The sequence below is a fragment of the Enterococcus sp. LJL90 genome (assembly GCF_056924355.1).
Window position 1 is genome coordinate 88,130 of record NZ_JBXPBQ010000002.1, and the last position, 19,252, is coordinate 107,381.

The 19,252-nt window shown below is 40.7% G+C and carries 19 protein-coding genes; 16 read left to right on the plus strand and 3 right to left on the minus strand.

Annotated elements, in window-relative coordinates:
- Window positions 1–77 precede the first annotated feature (77 nt).
- From AC1Z3S_RS05300 to AC1Z3S_RS05310, 3 genes are all read left to right on the plus strand, one after another.
- Window positions 78–512 carry a GNAT family N-acetyltransferase gene (locus tag AC1Z3S_RS05300; protein WP_461739488.1) on the plus strand — a complete coding sequence of 145 codons (435 nt, stop codon included), beginning with the start codon at window positions 78–80 and terminating at the stop codon, window positions 510–512.
- A 59-nt stretch (window positions 513–571) separates the two neighbouring features.
- Window positions 572–1,753, plus strand: coding sequence for a VanZ family protein (locus AC1Z3S_RS05305; RefSeq protein ID WP_461739489.1), 1,182 nt, complete (start codon window positions 572–574; stop codon window positions 1,751–1,753).
- A gap of 67 nt (window positions 1,754–1,820) precedes the next feature.
- Window positions 1,821–3,170 carry a DEAD/DEAH box helicase gene (locus AC1Z3S_RS05310; RefSeq protein ID WP_461739490.1) on the plus strand — a complete coding sequence of 450 codons (1,350 nt, stop codon included), beginning with the start codon at window positions 1,821–1,823 and terminating at the stop codon, window positions 3,168–3,170.
- 108 nt (window positions 3,171–3,278) lie between these two features.
- Here the strand turns inward: AC1Z3S_RS05310 and AC1Z3S_RS05315 are convergent, their stop codons facing one another.
- The gene (locus AC1Z3S_RS05315) at window positions 3,279–3,722 is read right to left on the minus strand and encodes a GNAT family N-acetyltransferase (RefSeq protein ID WP_461739491.1); all 444 of its coding nucleotides are present in this window, start codon (window positions 3,720–3,722) and stop codon (window positions 3,279–3,281) included.
- A 67-nt stretch (window positions 3,723–3,789) separates the two neighbouring features.
- Between AC1Z3S_RS05315 and AC1Z3S_RS05320 the strand changes: the two genes are divergently transcribed.
- The 9 genes from AC1Z3S_RS05320 to AC1Z3S_RS05360 all read left to right on the plus strand — a co-directional run bounded on the left by AC1Z3S_RS05320 (window position 3,790) and on the right by AC1Z3S_RS05360 (window position 14,925).
- Complete coding sequence (locus AC1Z3S_RS05320) at window positions 3,790–4,842, plus strand: DUF7278 family profilin-like fold-containing protein (protein WP_461739492.1); 1,053 nt, start codon at window positions 3,790–3,792, stop codon at window positions 4,840–4,842.
- A gap of 81 nt (window positions 4,843–4,923) precedes the next feature.
- Entirely contained in the window at window positions 4,924–6,018 is a 1,095-nt protein-coding gene (locus AC1Z3S_RS05325; RefSeq protein ID WP_461739493.1) for a DUF4352 domain-containing protein, read from the plus strand.
- A gap of 322 nt (window positions 6,019–6,340) precedes the next feature.
- Window positions 6,341–8,986 carry an alanine--tRNA ligase gene (gene alaS / locus AC1Z3S_RS05330; RefSeq protein ID WP_461739494.1) on the plus strand — a complete coding sequence of 882 codons (2,646 nt, stop codon included), beginning with the start codon at window positions 6,341–6,343 and terminating at the stop codon, window positions 8,984–8,986.
- A gap of 118 nt (window positions 8,987–9,104) precedes the next feature.
- Window positions 9,105–9,719, plus strand: a complete 615-nt coding sequence (locus AC1Z3S_RS05335; RefSeq protein WP_461739495.1) for an ECF transporter S component — start codon at window positions 9,105–9,107, stop codon at window positions 9,717–9,719.
- A gap of 65 nt (window positions 9,720–9,784) precedes the next feature.
- Window positions 9,785–10,954, plus strand: coding sequence for a cation diffusion facilitator family transporter (locus AC1Z3S_RS05340; RefSeq protein WP_461739496.1), 1,170 nt, complete (start codon window positions 9,785–9,787; stop codon window positions 10,952–10,954).
- A gap of 160 nt (window positions 10,955–11,114) precedes the next feature.
- Window positions 11,115–12,461, plus strand: coding sequence for a PTS sugar transporter subunit IIC (locus AC1Z3S_RS05345; protein WP_461736646.1), 1,347 nt, complete (start codon window positions 11,115–11,117; stop codon window positions 12,459–12,461).
- A 63-nt stretch (window positions 12,462–12,524) separates the two neighbouring features.
- Window positions 12,525–12,785 (plus strand): hypothetical protein, encoded by a 261-nt coding sequence (locus tag AC1Z3S_RS05350; protein ID WP_461739497.1) that lies wholly within the window; start codon window positions 12,525–12,527, stop codon window positions 12,783–12,785.
- 12 nt (window positions 12,786–12,797) lie between these two features.
- Window positions 12,798–13,883 carry a DUF871 domain-containing protein gene (locus tag AC1Z3S_RS05355; RefSeq protein ID WP_461739498.1) on the plus strand — a complete coding sequence of 362 codons (1,086 nt, stop codon included), beginning with the start codon at window positions 12,798–12,800 and terminating at the stop codon, window positions 13,881–13,883.
- A 46-nt stretch (window positions 13,884–13,929) separates the two neighbouring features.
- Complete coding sequence (locus AC1Z3S_RS05360; protein ID WP_461739499.1) at window positions 13,930–14,925, plus strand: sugar kinase; 996 nt, start codon at window positions 13,930–13,932, stop codon at window positions 14,923–14,925.
- Between the two features lie 58 nt (window positions 14,926–14,983).
- Here AC1Z3S_RS05360 and AC1Z3S_RS05365 read toward each other — a convergent pair whose 3' ends face one another.
- Window positions 14,984–15,394, minus strand: a complete 411-nt coding sequence (locus AC1Z3S_RS05365) for a ribonuclease HI family protein (RefSeq protein WP_461739500.1) — start codon at window positions 15,392–15,394, stop codon at window positions 14,984–14,986.
- A 52-nt stretch (window positions 15,395–15,446) separates the two neighbouring features.
- Here AC1Z3S_RS05365 and AC1Z3S_RS05370 point away from each other — a divergent pair, with 52 nt between their 5' ends.
- Window positions 15,447–15,872: an EbsA family protein gene (locus AC1Z3S_RS05370; RefSeq protein WP_461739967.1), complete on the plus strand. Its 426-nt coding sequence runs from the start codon at window positions 15,447–15,449 to the stop codon at window positions 15,870–15,872.
- 45 nt (window positions 15,873–15,917) lie between these two features.
- Here AC1Z3S_RS05370 and AC1Z3S_RS05375 read toward each other — a convergent pair whose 3' ends face one another.
- On the minus strand, window positions 15,918–16,124 hold the full coding sequence (locus AC1Z3S_RS05375) for a cold-shock protein (protein WP_265457583.1): 207 nt from the start codon (window positions 16,122–16,124) through the stop codon (window positions 15,918–15,920).
- 180 nt (window positions 16,125–16,304) lie between these two features.
- Between AC1Z3S_RS05375 and AC1Z3S_RS05380 the strand changes: the two genes are divergently transcribed.
- The 3 genes from AC1Z3S_RS05380 to AC1Z3S_RS05390 all read left to right on the plus strand — a co-directional run bounded on the left by AC1Z3S_RS05380 (window position 16,305) and on the right by AC1Z3S_RS05390 (window position 19,239).
- Window positions 16,305–17,975, plus strand: a complete 1,671-nt coding sequence (locus AC1Z3S_RS05380; RefSeq protein ID WP_461739501.1) for a formate--tetrahydrofolate ligase — start codon at window positions 16,305–16,307, stop codon at window positions 17,973–17,975.
- A gap of 161 nt (window positions 17,976–18,136) precedes the next feature.
- Window positions 18,137–18,529 carry a hypothetical protein gene (locus tag AC1Z3S_RS05385; RefSeq protein ID WP_461739502.1) on the plus strand — a complete coding sequence of 131 codons (393 nt, stop codon included), beginning with the start codon at window positions 18,137–18,139 and terminating at the stop codon, window positions 18,527–18,529.
- 17 nt (window positions 18,530–18,546) lie between these two features.
- The gene (locus AC1Z3S_RS05390; RefSeq protein ID WP_461739503.1) at window positions 18,547–19,239 is read left to right on the plus strand and encodes a CBS domain-containing protein; all 693 of its coding nucleotides are present in this window, start codon (window positions 18,547–18,549) and stop codon (window positions 19,237–19,239) included.
- The last annotated feature ends 13 nt before the right edge of the window (window positions 19,240–19,252 follow it).

The window sequence follows — 19,252 nt, forward strand, 5'->3', positions numbered from 1 at the left end:
TTAGTAAAGGGGGGATTAACTTCGGTTAAGTTTATCAACGGGCTTATGTTGCAGTTTTTTTGTAGGAGGAAAATAAAATGGCAATTGTAATTAGAGAGGTGCAAGTAGAAGACCATCAAATGTTGGCCCAAATTATCTCAGAGGATTTAGGCTATCAGTTAACCGAGGACTTTTTAGCAGAACGTCTAGAAACTGTCAGTCAACTTTCGGATAATCATTTGTTTGTGGCAGCTGATGAAAAAAATGTGATGGGCTTTATTCAATTTGAAGAATATCAGACTGTTTATTTTGCACCGCTGCTGAATATTCTTGGCTTAGCCGTTGCGAAGCAGGCCCAAGGGCAAGGTGTTGGCCGTCAGCTCGTCAGTTTTGCTGAAGAATGGGGGCAAGCGGCCGGTTTTGCCGGTGTTCGACTGAATTCTGGAGCCGAACGAGTTGAAGCTCACCGCTTTTATCAAAAAATCGGGTATACTCTAAGAAAACAACAGGCAAATTTTTTCAAAATGTTTTAATGGAAATGAGCCGTTTAAGTCGTTTGTTTTTGAAAAAAAATTAATTGAAGGAGCAGTCAATGAACGCTTATACGATGCCAATTTTAAATGCCATTCTTTGGTTTCCTTTTATCGCTTTATTAGTCTCATTGCCTTTTTTTGTAATACAATATCGCCGCTATGGCCGCTTTACTATTAGTCGGGGCTTGATTCTTTATGCTTTTGTCTTTTATTTGCTATGTGCATATTTTCTGGTGATTTTACCGCTTCCCGCCAGAGAAGCGGTGGCTGAGATGACCGGCCCAAGATATAATTTGGTTTTTGGAAAATCGTTAAGTGATTTTCTTTCCCAGACTGTTTTTAGAATTAGTGAGCCAAGCACCTATCTGCCTGCATTACGGCAAGAGGTCTTTTTAGAACCGATGTTTAATATTTTGCTACTTTTTCCTTTTGGGATTTTTCTAAGATATTATTTTAAATTTAGTCTGAAGAAGACAATTTTGTTCAGCTTTTGTTTGTCATTGTTTTTTGAGTTGACCCAATTATCTGGGCTGTACTTTATTTATCCGCGGCCTTATCGTTTATTTGATGTCAATGATTTGTTTCATAATACCTTGGGGGGGACTTTGGGGTATTTATTTACGCCCCTCTTTACCTTTATGCTACCCACCCGCCAGCAGATGGACGAATCTGCTTATGCCAAAGGTCAGCAGGTTACTTTAATTCGCCGGCTGGTGGCGTTGGTGATTGATTGGCTGATTATTTCCGTTGTCTATTTCTTTGCAGCGATGATTTTATTGTTAATCAATCAAGACTGGAGCATCAATGATTCGACCTTTATTGGTTATACTGTCCAGATTTTATTGTATTGGGTGCTGTTAAATTATTTGCTGAAGGGGGCGACTCCAGGCAAACGCCTAGTTAAAATACAAATTGTTCAAGAAGGGCGTGCCCGGGTTTCTCTATGGGCTTTATTTGTTAGATATAGCTTGTTATATTTGGTGTTTAATTATTTAGGTCGTATCAGTGGAGCATTAGTCCCTTATCTGAATGATAGCAATCATAATGTGCAGGTGGTAGCTCTCTTGGTGTTTATTTTCACAGCCATCTTAAGCCTGTTATATGTCGTCAATATCCTTTTAGCTTTTATTTTACGCAAGCGAGTCTTGTTTTATGAAAAAGCCAGCCATACCCATGTTATCAGCCGAGTCTACAATCGAAAATTAGCCGAAGAAGTGGCAGAGGATCATTTGGAGGAATAATTTTTTTACGAGTAGCAGCGAAACTGTGTTATAATCCACAAGATGATTTAAGAAAAGAGGTGTCACCTTGACAGATTTTAAAGAATTTACGTTTCAAGATTTTATTTACACGGCATTGGCAGACAAAGGTTTCCAACAGCCGACAGAAGTGCAGGAAAAATTAATTCCAGTCATTCAAAAAGGTCGGAGCGTGGTGGGTCAATCACAAACCGGTTCTGGAAAAACCCATACGTTTTTATTACCGCTAATGGATAAAATTAATCCGGCCCTTGATGAAGTGCAGGTTGTAATTACTGCTCCCAGCCGTGAGTTGGCCGGACAGATTTATCAAGCAGCATTGCAAATTGCTAAATTTTCTAATCCGGAGATTCGTGTGACAAATTTTGTCGGCGGTACGGATAAACAGCGGCAATTAGACCGTTTGAAATTTCAACAGCCCCATGTGGTCGTGGGCACACCAGGCCGCATTTTAGACATGATGAACGAGCAGGCTTTAAAAATTCACACAGCTTTTGCCTTTGTTGTCGATGAAGCTGATATGACATTAGACATGGGCTTTTTAACGGAAGTCGATCAGATTGCCGCTCGATTACCGGAAAAAATCCAAATGCTGGTTTTTTCAGCGACGATTCCGGAAAAATTGCGGCCCTTCCTCCGCAAGTATATGGAAAACCCTTTGATTGAAGAAATTCGTCCCAAAGCGGTGATTTCAGAGACCATTGATAATTGGCTGATTTCCACTAAAGGAAAAAATCGCAATCAATTAATTCATCAATTGCTGACGATTGGCCATCCGTATTTGGCGATTGTCTTTGCCAATACTAAACAGCGGGTGGATGAGCTGACTGGATTTTTGAAGAGCAAAGGCTTAAAGGTTGCCAAGATTCATGGGGATATCACTCCGCGGGAACGCAAGCGGGTGATGCGCCAAGTGCAAAATTTAGAATACCAATATGTCGTGGCGACTGATTTAGCTGCTCGGGGGATTGATATTGAAGGCGTCTCCCATGTCATCAATGCCGAAATTCCGGATGATTTGGAATTCTTTATCCATCGAGTGGGGCGGACTGGCCGTAATGGTCTGCCGGGAATTGCCATCACCTTGTATGACCCAAGTGAAGAACAAGCGGTGATTGCTCTAGAAAAAATCGGCGTAAAATTTGAACCGCGGGAAATTAAAAATTGTGAGATTGTCGAAACCTATGACCGTAATCGCCGGGACAAACGGGAAAAATCCCGGGATGTTTTAGATCCGACTTTAATCGGTCTGGTGAAAAAGAAAAAGAAAAAAGTCAAACCCGGCTACAAACGCAAAATTAATCGGGCTATCTCAGAAAGCAATAAACAAAAACGCAAAGTGGCTCGCCGTCAAGAAGGTCGGACGACCCGCAAGAACAAGAAAAATTCCAATAGCTAACTGCTGCTGATTTTGAAAATAAAAGCACTTCATCCGGTTTTTCAGACAGGATGAAGTGCTTTTGATTTGTATTTTTTTATTGGTAAGAGCAACGTTAAAAATTTTCCGTTACTCATTCGTTTCAAGTAAATCTTTTTTCATGGAGACACATAAAATTCCATCCTCGTAAAAAGGTTTGGAGACAGTCTTGTAGCCTAATTTTTGGTAAAAATTTGCAGCGGTCATTTCAGCAGATAAAATGGAAGTTTTACAGCCGGCAGCCACGCCGCGTTTTTCTAGTTCGGTAAAGAGCGTTTTGCCGATGCCTTGGCGGCGATACTCTTTGGCAACACAAAAACGGTCTGGATGCAGCTGACTCGGTGAATCCAGCTGCCAGCGAATCGTGGCGACCGGCCGTCCTGCGATAAACGCTACGCCGTAAATTCTCTCGTTGTCATCTAATGCATCAAATTCATCGGTCGGCTTGATCCCTTGTTCTAAAACAAAAATCTGATAGCGTAGGTAAAATGCGCTGGCTTTCAGCCAAGCCTTGTGACCCCATAAAATCCCCATTTTTAAAACACCGCCTTTTTATTATGCTATACTATATTAGCATAAACATTTGAAGGGAGCAGACTTTGTGGATTTCATTTCAATGCTAGAGTGGTCCGTTTGGAAAAAACTGACAGATCAAGAAAAAACGATGGTGATGAATCAGGTGACGATGTATTTTGTCTCACCTTTATTAAAAATTTCTGATGTTCGCCTAGAGGAGCACGAATTATTTGGCATAAAGAGCCGGACCTTCTCTTTAAAAATTAACGATGAGGAATTTCTTTTAGTTCCCGGCAATTCAGAAGCAATTTTAGGCTGGGATTTAGGTGTCAAGGGGCTGCCGCCTTTTGAAATTATTTCCGATCAGAAAAATCCCCGCAAATTAAAGCTGGCTGTTGAGACTGAATATGATTTCAGTGATTTAGAATCAATCGGCCAGTATATTAATGATTATACGACACCTTTAAGACGGGTAAGTGTACCGCCAATGCTGGTCCAAAAGTATTCTTTACCAGCTGGTACTTCCTACATGGGTACTTTGAATATGATTACCGGTGAATTTACCGGTGATATCGGCAGCTATAATTTATTTGAAACCCAGATTAAAAATATTATTTATCCTGAGCTTTCTGCCGAGGAATCTTTAAGCTGGTCATTTCCCCGCAGCGCCCTCAAGGAAGAAAAATTCTTTATGGAATTAACTGCCGGCGGAGAAAGCTACCGGATTTACCGTCATCATAATTGGAATTATTTTGAACAGGAAAAAGTTTTAAATAAATATGCCTTTGAGCTCTTAACGGAAGACCAATGGGAGTTTGCGGTGGGTGCTGGCACCCGCCGATTATTCCGTTGGGGCAATGAATTAGTCTTTGACGAGAGTATCTCCCGACGGATGATTCAAAATCAAATCAGCCTTGCCAACATGTTTGGGCTAGTTTTTGATGCCACAAAATCTCGTTTGGAATTAACCCGAAGTCCGCAGGTTTTAAAAATGGATGATTATGGGGAAGCTTTCTACCCAATTGTCAATATGTTGCCACTAGCTTCTTATTATCACAGCGGTAAGGCCTTGAACCCGCAGGAAAAATTAGATCCTAGCAAGTATCTCTATCGTAAAGCCGTCATTATTGAAGCGTGAAGCTAGTAAAAAAACATTAATTTCAGCAGAAATCTGCTAAAATAGATAAAGGATGACTAAATTTATTTTAGGAGGAAGCCTATGCCTATGAAGGATGGGAACAAACGGCCGACTAAGCCAGCGCAGCCGAGAAAAAAACGCAAGCGCAAAAAAAGTCAATACAGCCAAAAGTTATTGCCTTTTAATTTAGCCAGTGGTATTTTGGCTATCTTCAATAGTATTTTTTGTTTTGTGTACTTAATTGCTTTATTCGTCTCGGCAATTTTGTCGAGCGGGGCCTTTTTAGGATTTTTAACCGTCTGTTTTACTGCATCATTAATCTTGCACATTATCGGTCTGCATTACAACAGCCAATACAAGCTAGGGTATGGCGGTCACATCTGTGGGATTATCGCCTCTGTGATGATGATTATTTTACCGGCCTTTTTATTTCTCCCAGCCTTTATTCTATACATCATTGCGGCTGCGATGAATCTGAAAAAAGTTCGCTATCGCTTGATACCAGCCCGCCGCTTAACGGCTTTTTATAAAAAGCCATTGGTGGATGTTTTTATTGTAGTTGCCGTTATACTTGGGGCTATTGGAGTGTTTGGCTTCAATGCAGCCAGTGATGGAGACAATGAGCCAACGTTTTCAACAATTAATTCTGAGGGAAGTTCAGCCAACAGCAGTCAGTCCTCAGAGGGAAGCTCTGAGACAGCAACTACTGAAACTGCTACTGATGACAGCACGGACGCTTCCACAGAATCTTCAGAGGCGGCATCTGAAACAGTTGTGCCAGTTTTTGAAAGCTACGACGGAGAAGAATTTCGTATCGCTGTCACGGAGATTCGTATGGAACGGGAGATTCGTGAATCCGATTTGCTGAGTTATACAGCTGACGAGGGAACAAAATATTTGCTAGTCTATTTAACTGTCATGAACACTTCTGACAGTATGGGCTCGTTTTCCACCAGTGATTTTAGGGTAATTGATGAAGCAGGGGCGCAATATTCGCCGACAACTTTATTGGGCCTATCAGACAACATTTCCTTTGAATCGATGAATCCGGGAATTGAAACGCGGGGCTTTTTAGCCTATACGGTCCCGGAAAGTTTAGAAATTACCGGCCTGGAATTGGCGTATAGCGGTTCAAGTCTATTTTCTAGTGAACGGGTTTTATTCGCTTTAAGCTAAACTTTCCTTTGACATTTCCAGAAGTTTTTCATATAATTTCAGTAGCAAAAATATGATTTAATTTTCACTCTTCACAGAAAATCCTGCATTGCTGAGAGCAGGATAAGAGTCGGTTAAATTGCTCTTTTGTAGATTTGATAGCAATATCAACGGCAACTCACCGTTAACGAGTTTAAGAGGTAATGATCGACATCATTGCAATCAAGGTGGTACCGCGAGTGTTCGTCCTTGAGTGCAGTGGTGTCTTTTTTGCATTTAAAAGTTGGTAAAAATTTTGTCAGCTTTTAAACTAGCGCCATTTTAAAAAACGAGGAGATTAGTTATGAAACAATTATCAAGTGCCCAAGTACGGCAAATGTTTTTAGATTTTTTCAAATCTAAAGGCCACAGTGTAGAACCCAGTGCATCTTTAGTGCCAGTGAATGATCCAACTTTACTATGGATTAATTCTGGCGTTGCGACTTTGAAAAAATATTTTGATGGCAGCGTAGTACCGGAAAACCCCCGGATTACCAATGCCCAAAAATCAATTCGTACCAACGACATTGAAAATGTCGGCAAAACTGCCCGTCACCACACCATGTTTGAAATGCTCGGCAATTTTTCGATTGGTGATTATTTTAAAGAAGACGCCATCACCTTTGCTTGGGAATTTTTAACCTCATCAGAATGGATGGGCTTTGAGCCGGAAAAAATTTACGTGACCGTCTATCCCGAAGATGCCGAAGCAAAACGGATTTGGCGGGAAGTCATCGGGCTGACAGAAGAGCATATCGTGGAGATTGAAGATAATTTTTGGGATATCGGCGCTGGTCCCAGCGGTCCCGATTCAGAAATTTTCTATGACCGGGGACCTGAATTTAATAATCTAAGTGAAGATGATCCTGAAAATTATCCTGGTGGCGAAAATGAGCGCTATTTGGAAATTTGGAATCTCGTTTTTTCTGAGTTTAATCACAAACCAGATGACACCTATGAACCATTACCCCATAAAAATATTGATACGGGGATGGGCTTAGAACGGATGGTTTCGATTATTCAAAACGCCCCCACAAATTTTGAAACAGATTTATTTTTGCCGATTATTCATGAAACGGAAACCTTGAGCGGTCAATTTAAATATGCCGCAGATAAAACAAAGGATATTTCCTTTAAAGTAATTGCCGATCACATTCGGGCTTTATCGTTTGCGATTGGGGATGGCGCCTTACCTTCAAATGAAGGCCGGGGTTATGTGTTGCGCCGTTTACTACGTCGAGCAGTCATGCATGGTAAAAAATTAGGCATCAATGAACCATTTTTATACAAATTAGTACCGATTGTCGGTGATATCATGGTCAGCTATTATCCAGAAGTGACCAATCAAAAAGACTTTATCGAAAAAGTTGTTAAATCAGAGGAAGAACGCTTCAATGAAACCATCAACGAAGGCTTAGCAATGCTAGACCAAGTGATTGCTGAAGTTAAAGCGGCTAACGAAGATACGTTAAAGGGAGAAATTATTTTCAAACTGTATGATACCTTTGGCTTCCCCGTTGAATTAACTGAAGAAGTCGCTGAAGATGAAAATCTAAAGGTTGATCATGCCGGCTTTGAAGTTGAAATGGCTGCTCAAAGAGAACGGGCGCGTGCTGCCCGCAGCAAAGAATTATCAATGGGTACCCAATCAGCCTTGTGGACAGATATTAAAGTTGCTAGTAAATTTGTCGGCTACGAACATTTGGAAGCAGAAACAGAATTAATTGTCGCCGTGCAAAATGAAGAGGTTACACCAGAAGTTCATGACGGCACAGCGCAATTACTTTTTGCAAAGACACCATTTTATGCAGAAATGGGGGGCCAGATTGCTGATAAAGGAACTTTAGTCAGTCTTGAAGGTGAAGTGGTTGCTAACATTATCGATGTGCAAAAAGCACCGAACGGCCAGTTTATGCATGAAGTTGAAATTGTTAGACCTGTGTCTGTTGGTAAAACTTACTTTTTACAGGTGGATGCTCACCGCCGCAATAAAATTTTGAAAAATCATACGGCGACACATTTATTGCACAAAGCTTTGAAGGAGGTCTTAGGCACCCACGCCAATCAAGCGGGTTCACTTGTCGCGCCAGGTCATCTGCGTTTTGACTTTACCCACTTCGGTCAAATCACCACCGAAGAATTGGCAGAAATGGAAAAAATCGTCAACCAAAAAATTTGGGAGGCAATTCCTGTTGTCACTTTGGAAACAGATTTAAAAACGGCAAAAGAAATGGGCGCTATGGCATTATTTGGTGAAAAATACGGCAACGATGTGCGGGTGGTCAATATCGGCGACTGGTCAATTGAACTCTGCGGGGGTACCCATGTAGCCAACACCGAAGACATCGGTATTTTCAAAATTATTTCTGAGTCTGGCATTGGCGCTGGTGTTCGCCGAATTGAAGCAGTTACGGCTCAAGAAGCTTACGAAGCGTATCGGGAAGAAGAAAATCTTTTGACGGCTGTAGCTCAAACGATTAAATCACCACAGGTAAAAGAAGTCGTGAACAAGACAGAACAGTTGCAGGCGCAATTAAAAGAATTGCAAAAAGAAAATGAAAAATTAGCAGCTAAATTAGCTAATCAACAGGCCGGTGATGTCTTCCAAAATATTCAAGAGGTTGCTGGATTAAAAGTTATCGCAGCTGAGGTCAACGTTAAAGATATGAACCAGCTGCGTCAATTGGCAGACCAATGGAAGCAAAAAGAATTGTCGGATGTTTTAGTATTAGCCACAGCTCAAGAAGACAAGGTGAGTTTATTAGCGGCGATGACCAAAGCTACGAATGAAAAAGGCTTAAAAGCTGGCGATTTAATTAAAGCAATTGCACCGTTAGTTGGCGGCGGCGGTGGCGGTCGTCCAGATATGGCTCAAGCCGGCGGTAAAAATCCAGCTGGCATTCAAGCGGCCTTGGCAGCTGTACCAACTTGGTTAACAGAACAAAAATAATTTATTTGTAAAAAAATCTAGGTAAAATAAATCCAGTAATTCAGAGTAATTGCTGGATTTTTTTCACAGGATAGAGCATAATAAAAAAACGAAAATATTTATTCTGGAGGTCTTTAAAATGAGAGAGCAGGATCGAACCTATCGCTTGGTTTTACGGGGAATTTTATTAGCCATTATTATTGTGCAGGCGATGGTGCCGTTTTTAGGCTTTATTCCTTTAGGGGTTATTAGCTTGACCATCATTCACATCACGGTGATTGTCGCAGCTGTTGTTTTAGGAACAAAAGACGGAGCCATTATCGGCTTGTTTTGGGGGATTGCTACGATGGTGCGGGCCTATGCGATGCCAACGACACCTTTTGATACGTTGGTCTTTACGAATCCGATTATTTCTGTTTTGCCTCGCATCTTAGTTGGTGTCGTGGCCGGAATTGTCTTTAATCAAATTTATCGCCGCAAAAAATCAGTGGCTTTAGCTTCCGCTGTCGGAGGAGTTTTAGGATCCATCGTCAATACTGTTTTAGTGCTTGGCTTGATGGGCTTGTTATACAGCTCTGCTACGGCCACAGCTTATGGGACTGACACTTCAACTCTGTTTACCGTTTTATTTGGTGTTGGCGTGGCCAACGGGATTCCTGAAGCGATTGCGGCGGGAATTATCACACCGCTAATCGCCTCTGCTTTATTTGCAGCCACACCACTGACACCAAATCATGGTAAAATAAAGTCGTAGATTATCTGCGGCTTTTTTATTATTAGCTATTGGTTTTGTTTTATAAAGAAAAAAAGGGGACAGCTATGATTCAATTTATTTTAAATAAATTAGAAAAATCTGATCAAGATGCGACACTTTTTCGCAAAAAAGTTGGCAACACCGCCGCAATCATTGGTCTTTTAACAAACGGCTTATTGTTTGCTGCCAAAATTTTAATTGGTTTACTTTCCAACAGTGTCTCAATCATGGCGGATGCGATTAATAATTTATCAGACACGGCTTCATCACTGCTAACTTTGGTCGGCTTTCGCATTGCTGCCAAGCCTGCCGATCGTGAGCATCCCTATGGCCACGAGCGTTTTGAATATATCAGCGGCTTCTTAGTTTCCTTATTGGTGACTTATGTCGGATTTCAATTTTTGCATACCTCCTTTGATAAAATTTTAAATCCCTCCAGCACGTTAATCACTCCATTAGTTTTTGTGGTGCTGCTCTTATCGATTATTATCAAAATCTGGCAGGGAAAAATGTACCGCAGCTTTAGCCGGCGCATCAAATCAGAAACGTTAAATGCCACGGCACAAGATAGTCTTAACGATGTCTTCACAACAGTGACTGTTTTAGTTTCAGCGCTGATTGAATTTATCACGGGTTGGCAGCTGGATGGTTATATCGGTTTTTTAATTGCACTGTATATTTTATATAGTGGCATCAAAATGATTAAAGATTTTATTGATGAACTGATGGGCAGCCGGCCGACGACTGAGGACATTGTGCAGATGGAGGAGCGTTTGGAAACTTATCCTGATATTTTAGGTTTCCATGATTTGTTGGTGCACAATTACGGGCCAAACAAAAATTTCGCCACCGTTCACATTGAGGTCAATGAAGATTTAAGTTTGGAAGCGGCCCATCATATTATTGATGGCATTGAAAAAGATTTTAAAAAATCCCTCAATATTAATTTGGTTTGCCATGTGGACCCCGTGCCGGTGAATGACCGACAGTTCATGACGAATTTTCATATTGTTAAAACAATTATTGAAGAATTGAAATTAAACCTGCGGATGCATGATTTCCGGATGGAAAAAAATCCAGAAGAGCTAGCTTTTGATTTAGTAGTCCCGCCGAAATGTCCCTTAAAGGACGAAGAAATTTATCAAAAGATTCAAGCCAGGTTGTTGCAGATACTAGGCCCAACCAAGCTGAGCATCGACTTTGACCACAATTATTTGCTGACCAAAAATAATTGATAAAATTTTTTTAAAACTGAATCCAGTAGCAGAACCCTTTCAAAAAAGCGGCAAAACTTTTTTCGAAAGGGTTCTTTTTTGCTATTTACAAGTCGGTTTTATTTTGTTATTATGAATGCGCAAACATTATAATGTTATTATTTTGAAAAGGGGAAGTATGATGGATAAGTTTGTTAATGTGTTAGAGCAGAAGATTATGCCTTTTGCTAACAAAATCGGAATGCAGCGTCACATGGTCGCAATTAGAAAAGGGATTATCGCGACAATGCCTTTAACAATTGTCGGCTCGTTTTTTACCATTTTGCTAAACATGCCAGTTGATTCTTTGGCACAGGCAATTGAACCGTATCGGGATTTATTGGATATTCCTTTTCGTTACACAGTCGGGATTTTAGCTTTATATGCAACCTTTGGTATTGGTTCGGCCCTCGCTAAAAGTTACAAGGTGGATTCATTGACCGCTGGAATTTTATCTTTGATGGCTTTTCTCGTTACAGCAGCACCGCCAATTCGTTTAGTCGATGGTGTTGAGGGCGTGATTGATGCAGGTCGCTATATTAATATTGCTAATTTAAGTTCTTCGTCTTTATTTGGGGCCATTGTTACTGCCATTGTTTCTGTAGAAATTTATCGAATATTCATTCAAAAAAATATCACGATTAAAATGCCAGAGGGCGTGCCACCAGAAGTTTCCAATTCCTTTATCGCATTGATTCCCGGAGCTGTTATCTTAATTTTATTCTGGGTCTTACGTCATGTTATCGGTTTTGATTTAAATGGTTTCTTGAGTAGTATCTTAATGCCGCTGAAGGATGTTTTAGCAGGTAATAGTTTATTTGGTGGATTACTAACTGTCTTTCTAATTTGTTTCTTCTGGGTGCTGGGAATTCACGGACCAGCCATTTTAGGTCCAGTCATTCGTCCCTTCTGGGATATGTCGATTGCTGAAAATATGGATGCTTTTGCAGCTGGTGTCAGCGCTCATAACATGCCGAATATTTTCACGGAGCAATTTATCCAATGGTTCGTTTGGATTGGCGGTTCAGGAACAACTTTAGTGCTCGTCTTTATGTTTATGTTCTCTAAATCAAAATATTTGAAGAGCTTGGGACGCTTGTCCTTTTTACCAGGTATTTTTAATATCAATGAACCGATGATTTTCGGTGCGCCAATTGTAATGAATCCAATTTTAGCCATTCCATTTATCGTTGCACCGTTAATTACGACAACCGTAGCTTATTTTGCCACAATAACGGGAATCGTTCCGATGATGGTGGCTCGGCTAGGCTTTGCGATGCCAGCGCCAATCGCAGCATGGATGAGTACCAACTGGAGTGTCTCGGCGGCAATTTTAGTCTTTGTTAATTTCTTTATTACCTTTGCGATTTACTATCCATTCTTTAAAGTCTTTGAAAAACAACAGCTGGAAAAAGAAGCTGCTGAAATTGCGCAAGAAGATGCGCAAAGAACAACAATGGAAATGGTTGATGAAACAACTGGAAAATAATAAGTAAGTCCTTGTGATTATTGTGACGACAGCACCAGTTTTAAAAAAGAAAGATGGGATAATATGACAACCTTTAATTTTATACTTGCAGTAGTAGTTTTTATTGCCACTCAAGTTATTGTCGAGAAAAAAATTGCACCTGAAAAAATTCAACAGATTAAACTTCGTTGGCTGATGCTACTATCAGTTGTTGCCATCGGGGGAGCTGTCTTTCTTGCCACTCAGCTGCATTTAGGTGCAGCACCGGTGTTGGTCGTTACAATTATTGCTGCGACAATTCTTAGCCAAAAATATCGGTTGAAATCAGCAACATTTTATAATTAGAGGAGACAAATCATGAAACGAGCCTTAGGAGTATCGGTCTATCCTGACCACAGCAAGCTTGAGGATGATAAAAATTATCTGCAAAAAGCTCACCAGTACGGATTCTCACGGATTTTTATGAGTATGCTGGAGGTGACGGAGGGAAAAGAAGCCGTCCAAAAAAAATTTAAAGAGTTGATTGACTTTGCCAAGGCGCTAAATTTTGAAACCATCTTGGATGTCGCTCCTAATATCTTTGAAGAGCTAGGAATTTCCTATGATGACCTGACTTTTTTCCACGAATTAGGTGCTGATGGCATTCGGCTAGATTTAGGTTTTGATGGTAATAAAGAAGCAATGCTGACCTATAATCCCTTTGGTCTAGCAATTGAATTAAATATGAGTAACGATGTTGCCTATCTGGATAATATTTTGACTTACCAAGCCAACAAACCGTTTTTATACGGCTGTCATAATTTTTACCCACAGGCCGGCACAGCCTTACCCTATGATTTTTTTGAAAAATGTAGCAGCCGTTTTAAAAAGGCTGGTATTCGTACGGCAGCCTTCATCACCTCACAAGCGGGAAAAATTGGCCCGTGGGATATTAATGATGGCCTGCCAACATTAGAAATGCACCGCCACTTGCCAGTAGAAGTTGCCACAAAACATTTCTTTGCTACTGGTCTGATTGACGATGTAATTATCGGCAATGCCTATGCCAGCGATGAGGAACTGCAAAAAATGGCAGCGGTCAATCGTTATCAAACAGAGTTTGCTGTTGACTTTGTGTCAGCAGTTAATCCTGTTGAAAAAGAAATTGTGTTAGCTGAACAGCATTTTCGCCGCGGGGATATCACGGATCAAGTGATTCGTTCAACCCAAGTTCGCAAAAAATATAGCCAAGCAGCCAATCCGCCCCACGATAACGAAATTGAGTTTCAAGTAGGGGATATCGTCATCGGCAATGATCAGTTTGGCAAATATAAAAATGAACTACAGGTAGTCTTGGAGCCCCATAAAGATTCCCGTAAAAATAAAGTCGGGCAAATTGCTGAGCAGGAAAAGATTCTCTTGCCCTTTATCGAGCCTTGGAGTAAATTTAAGTTTCAAGAATAATTAAATTGTCAGTGAAACAATTTAAAAAAAATGAGGAGTGTGCTGTATGCGGGTAGCTGCTTTTGGGGAAGTCATGATGCGTTTAAGTCCCCCGGAATATTTGCTTTTGGAGCAGACCAATCAATTACGAATGGATTTTACCGGTTCAGGCGTCAATATTTTAGCGAATTTAGCTCATTTTGGACAAGAAGTGAGTCTGCTGACGGCTTTACCGGATAATCGCTTAGGCCAGGCCGCCGCCGCTCATCTGCGAAAACTGAAAATCAATGATGACTACCTGCAATTTTGTCATCAGCATTTAGGCAGTTATTTTGCTGAGATGGGCTATGGTGCCAGAGCTACTCAAGTAACGTATCAAAACCGACTCAGCAGCTCATTTGGACAAAGCGGACCAGCAGTTTACCCATTTTCAGAAATGATTGCCAATTTTGATTTGTTTCACATCTGTGGCATCTCTCTTAGTCTGACAGATCAGACCCGAGCAGCGGCGCAAAGTTTTGCCGAAAAAATTGCTGCCAGCGGGAAGCCAATTTGTTTTGATTTCAATTTTCGACCAAGTTTGAATACTGAGGCGGATAAATTGCAGTTGATGCGCCAGCAATATCAAACAATTTTACCCCATTGCCAAATTGTTTTTGGCAGCAGCCGTGATTTAACTGATTTATTAGGTATTGAGCAAAAAGGTACCGAAGAAGAAATAATTCAGGACTTTATGGCGGAGTATCAAATTGAATTATTTGCCGGTACGAAAAAAATCTCTAAAGACGGGAAACAGTACGTTCAAGGCGTTTTATATGCTCAAGATAAAAAGGTTACTAGTCCATTATTTGAATTGCAGGTTTTAGATCGGATTGGAGCAGGGGATGCCTACGCCGCTGGAATTTTGCAAGGCTATTTAGAAGGCTGGGAGCTAGAGCAAACCGTAAATTTTGCCACCATGAATAATGTCTTAGCTCATACCATGCACGGGGATGTGCCACTCACCACAGAAAAAGATGTCTGGTTGGCTTTAAAACATCCAGAAATTAATTTAATTCGGTAAACATAGCCGAGTAAGTCTGAGGATTCAAAGACTTACTCGGCTATGTTGTTTGAAGCGGCTAATTCGTTTTTTTCTTCAGCTGTTTTTGCAATCCTTGACGGGCTAGATTATCAGCCCCTTTATTCTCTTTTTCAGCTAGCCACTGGATTATCAGCAAAGGAAAAGTAGTTTCCAATTCTTGAAATTCAGCGAGATACGGTTGAAAAGCGGCATTGCTGGTATAATTTTTTTCAATTGTTTGTGCTAACACCTTACTATCAGTGAAAATAAAAATGGTTTCTTGATTAAGCTCTTGTTTTATTAGCAGCTGTAAAGTTTTGATTAAGGCAGCAAACTCGGCCTCATGATTGCTCATAATGCCTAATGGAAAACTGAGTTGTTGATACTGACCGGCGCCAGTAATCATGGCGCCACCGCCGCTGGGTCCGGGATTGCCTTTTGTGGCAGCATCGATATAGACTTTTAACATTTGGGTCCTCACTTCTTTTTCAATCTATGTTATGATGGTTTTATTGTACTTTATGGATGGGGAGTTGTGGGCTATCAAACAGGAACATTCGCGATATTACTGGCAACCTGAGCCGTATTTTGCTTTTGCTTATTGGGGTTGTGCAGTTAGTCTGATTTTATTATATGCGGTTTTCGCCGTCGAGGACAGTATCTTCAATTATAAAGGCCTTTTTTTGCTGGCCATTGGGCTGGTGATGATTTTTCTCGGCAGTCGCCGACAAATGTATTTTCACGAAAAAACTTTATATATTCGCACATGGCTGCCGATTTATCGGGAAAAAATTCCGGTGGCTAATATTGAAAAAATTAATCATCATTCCCGTCATTTGATGATGATTGTCACAGGGGAGAAACGGCCCCGGGTTTATTTGATGAACCAAAAGCGGCAAGTCTTTTTCTTAAAAGAATTGGCCACATTACAACAATTGGATAATTAAAAAAGGCTAGCCCGAAAAGATGGGTTAGCCTTTTACTTTTTGTGACTATTCGACAATCTTTCGCACATGTGCGGCTTGCGGTCCCCGGGCGCCTTCACGAATCTCAAAGCTGACCAATTGATTTTCATCGAGGAATTTGTATCCTTCTTCTTCAATTGCAGTAAAATGAACAAAAATTTCTTCTGAGTCATTGTAACTAATAAAGCCGTATCCTTTTTTTGCGTCAAACCATTTTACATTCCCTGATTCCACAAACGCCACAACCTTTCATGCAAGAAGTATGCCTCTATTATAACGGTCAAAGGAGCTACTGGCAAATTAGGGATTTTTCTCTTGTTTTCAGGTGATTTTCTTTTGAAAAACGTTTATAATAAGAAATAACTTAACAAAAGAATCAACTCAATAAAAAATAGTTCGGAAATGAGGCTGGAAATGAAAACGGATATTGAAATTTCACAGGAAACAACTTTACAACCGATTAAAGAAATTGCAGCACAGGTTGGTTTAACAGAAGATGACTTGGAATTATATGGAAAATATAAGGCAAAAGTGGAATTTGAAACGATTGCAAAGGTGTCAAAAAATTCTCAAGGGAAATTAATTTTGGTGACCTCGATTAATCCTACACCAGCGGGCGAAGGCAAATCGACGGTAACTGTCGGCTTAGGCGATGCGATGAATGCAATTGGGAAAAAGACTGTGATTGCACTAAGAGAACCGTCACTTGGTCCAGTAATGGGGATTAAAGGTGGCGCAACTGGCGGCGGCTATGCGCAAGTTTTGCCGATGGAGGATATTAATCTACATTTTACTGGCGACATGCATGCAATTACGACAGCCAATAATGCGTTATCAGCGTTATTAGATAATCATATTCAACAAGGCAATGAATTGAATATTGATCCCCGCAGAATTATCTGGAAACGTGTCGTTGATTTAAACGACCGGGCTTTAAGAAATGTCGTTATCGGTTTAGGAGGACCCATCCAAGGTGTGCCCCGTGAAGATGGTTTCGATATTACCGTTGCCAGCGAAATTATGGCAATTTTATGTTTAGCAACTGATTTGGAAAATTTAAAACAACGGTTAGGCAATATTGTCGTTGGCTATACTTACGACAAAGAACCGGTTATTGTCAGCGACTTGAAAATTGAAGGGGCCTTGGCCTTACTTTTAAAAGATGCGATTAAACCAAATCTAGTCCAAACTATTTTCGGTACGCCGGCTTTAGTTCACGGCGGACCTTTTGCTAATATTGCCCATGGTTGTAATAGTATTTTAGCAACGAGAACGGCCCTAGGCTTGGGTGATTATGTGATTACCGAGGCTGGCTTTGGCGCTGACCTTGGGGCTGAAAAATTTTTAGATATCAAAGTGCCAAACTTAGGCAAAGCCCCGGATGCAGTTGTGATTGTTGCGACCATCCGTGCGTTGAAAATGCACGGCGGTGTGGCGAAAACTGATTTAAGTGCAGAAAATGTGCCAGCCTTAACTGCCGGCTTTGCTAATTTGAAAAAACATATCGAAAATATGCAAAGCTACGGCCTACCAGTCGTGGTGGCAATCAATGAATTTATCAGTGACACCGATAAAGAGCTGGCTGCTCTAAAAGAATTGATTGAAAATCAAGGGGTTAGCGTGGAAGTGGCTAGCGTGTGGGAAAAAGGACCAGAAGGTGGAAAAAAATTAGCGGAGCTAGTTAGTCGTGTGATTGATGACTCCGACCATAATTTTAAAACAATTTACAAGAGTGCCTCTGGTTTAGAAGAAAAAATTGAAACAATTGTCAAGAAAATCTACGGCGGAAACGGCGTGAATTTCGCACCAAAAGCAAAAAATCAATTAGCAACCTTTAGTCAATATGGCTGGGATCGTCTACCGGTCTGTATGGCGAAGACTCAGTATTCTTTATCTGACAATCCGCAGGCATTAGGTGCACCAACTGATTTCACAGTGACGATTAGAGAATTGGTACCAAAAGTCGGGGCTGGTTTTATTGTTGCCTTAACCGGTGATGTGATGACAATGCCGGGCTTACCGAAAAAACCGGCTGCTTTAAACATGGATGTCGATAAAGATGGCAATGCTATTGGCTTGTTCTAAAATCTTGTTTATCACCCTCTCTTGATTTTTTCAAGAGGGGTTTTTCTATGCAAGTCAAAAAATCCAGCTAAGCTAGATTTTTTCTTTAAAAAGGTTAAGCACAAGACGAACTTGCCTCTTGTGTTTTATAATAGGTTCAGAGATAATAGGAGGCGCTGATTATGCAGGTTTTTATTAAACGCAAGACTGGTTTTTTTGGCTACGGCAGTCCTTTGATCTTGAAAATTGACGGGGAAAAGAAATTGCTGATTAATGAAAACCAAGAAAAAGATTTTATTCTGAATCAGACTAGCCAGTTGCAGGTCGTTTTTTACTGGTTAAAGAGTCAGCCGCTGACAGTAGCTGCTAATCAACGGGAGCTAAATCTAAAAATTGTTATGAATCCAAGGCTAGTGACTATTTATATTGGATTATTTTTGGCGGCCTTTTTAATTCCGCTATTTTTCCGTTATTGGCTGATAATTCCAGTGTATCTATTAGCCTATGGATTTTTCGTAATGCGCCAGTTCAAACAGGCTTATATAATTCAAGTTGTCAATGATTTTGATGACTAGCTGAAGGGGGAGACCGTGTGACACGGGCTGAAGAATTTTTAAATAGTTTCAATCGAGTAGAGAAATGGTTGAAAGACGAGCTTAATAATCCCAGCAGTATGGGGTTTAGTGAGATGGTGCGGCGGCTCGCTCATCGTAAAGACTTGCCGGTGAAAGATTATGAAGATGATCTCTTACAGATGGCGCAATTACGAAATGCGATTGTTCACGAAAAAATTTCGGATGATTTTATTATCGCCGAGCCTAATCAATGGGCAGTTGATCGAATCAGCAAAATCGAAAAGCTGTTAGCCGAACCAGAAAAAGTTTTGCCCCGCTTTAAAAAAAATGTCACTGGTTTTGAGATGGATTTGCCGATGAAGGATATTTTAAAAACGATTCGGCAAAAGCGTTATTCGCAGTTTCCCTTGTATAACAGAGGGAAATTCGAGGGCTTAATTACTCTTCGGACCATCGGCTATTGGTTGGCGACAGAAGCTGATGAAGAGACAATTAATTTGAAAAATCGCCGGGCGCAAGATTTTCTAATGAGCGACGGCAAATCAGCAAACTACCGCTTCGTCAGTCAAACGACAGAAGTTTACGCTGTTGAAAAAATGTTTCAAGAGCTAAATTCGTTAGAGGCGGTATTAATTACGAAGGATGGCAATCCTGATGGAAATCTTTTGGGGATTATTCGGCCAAGGGATATTTATCAGCAGGAAGATTAGCGCTTATTTATAA

Coding starts and splice junctions, on each gene's coding strand:
- AC1Z3S_RS05315 (WP_461739491.1), bottom strand. CDS start 3,722: ATGGGGATTTTATGGGGTCACAAGGCTTGGCTGAAAGCCAGCGCATTT.
- AC1Z3S_RS05365 (WP_461739500.1), bottom strand. CDS start 15,394: ATGTTAAAAGTCTATATCGATGCTGCCACAAAAGGCAATCCCGGACCC.
- AC1Z3S_RS05300 (WP_461739488.1), top strand. CDS start 78: ATGGCAATTGTAATTAGAGAGGTGCAAGTAGAAGACCATCAAATGTTG.
- alaS (WP_461739494.1), top strand. CDS start 6,341: ATGAAACAATTATCAAGTGCCCAAGTACGGCAAATGTTTTTAGATTTT.
- AC1Z3S_RS05340 (WP_461739496.1), top strand. CDS start 9,785: ATGATTCAATTTATTTTAAATAAATTAGAAAAATCTGATCAAGATGCG.
- AC1Z3S_RS05335 (WP_461739495.1), top strand. CDS start 9,105: ATGAGAGAGCAGGATCGAACCTATCGCTTGGTTTTACGGGGAATTTTA.
- AC1Z3S_RS05325 (WP_461739493.1), top strand. CDS start 4,924: ATGCCTATGAAGGATGGGAACAAACGGCCGACTAAGCCAGCGCAGCCG.
- AC1Z3S_RS05355 (WP_461739498.1), top strand. CDS start 12,798: ATGAAACGAGCCTTAGGAGTATCGGTCTATCCTGACCACAGCAAGCTT.
- AC1Z3S_RS05360 (WP_461739499.1), top strand. CDS start 13,930: ATGCGGGTAGCTGCTTTTGGGGAAGTCATGATGCGTTTAAGTCCCCCG.
- AC1Z3S_RS05370 (WP_461739967.1), top strand. CDS start 15,447: ATGGATGGGGAGTTGTGGGCTATCAAACAGGAACATTCGCGATATTAC.
- AC1Z3S_RS05305 (WP_461739489.1), top strand. CDS start 572: ATGAACGCTTATACGATGCCAATTTTAAATGCCATTCTTTGGTTTCCT.
- AC1Z3S_RS05380 (WP_461739501.1), top strand. CDS start 16,305: ATGAAAACGGATATTGAAATTTCACAGGAAACAACTTTACAACCGATT.
- AC1Z3S_RS05350 (WP_461739497.1), top strand. CDS start 12,525: ATGACAACCTTTAATTTTATACTTGCAGTAGTAGTTTTTATTGCCACT.
- AC1Z3S_RS05345 (WP_461736646.1), top strand. CDS start 11,115: ATGGATAAGTTTGTTAATGTGTTAGAGCAGAAGATTATGCCTTTTGCT.
- AC1Z3S_RS05385 (WP_461739502.1), top strand. CDS start 18,137: ATGCAGGTTTTTATTAAACGCAAGACTGGTTTTTTTGGCTACGGCAGT.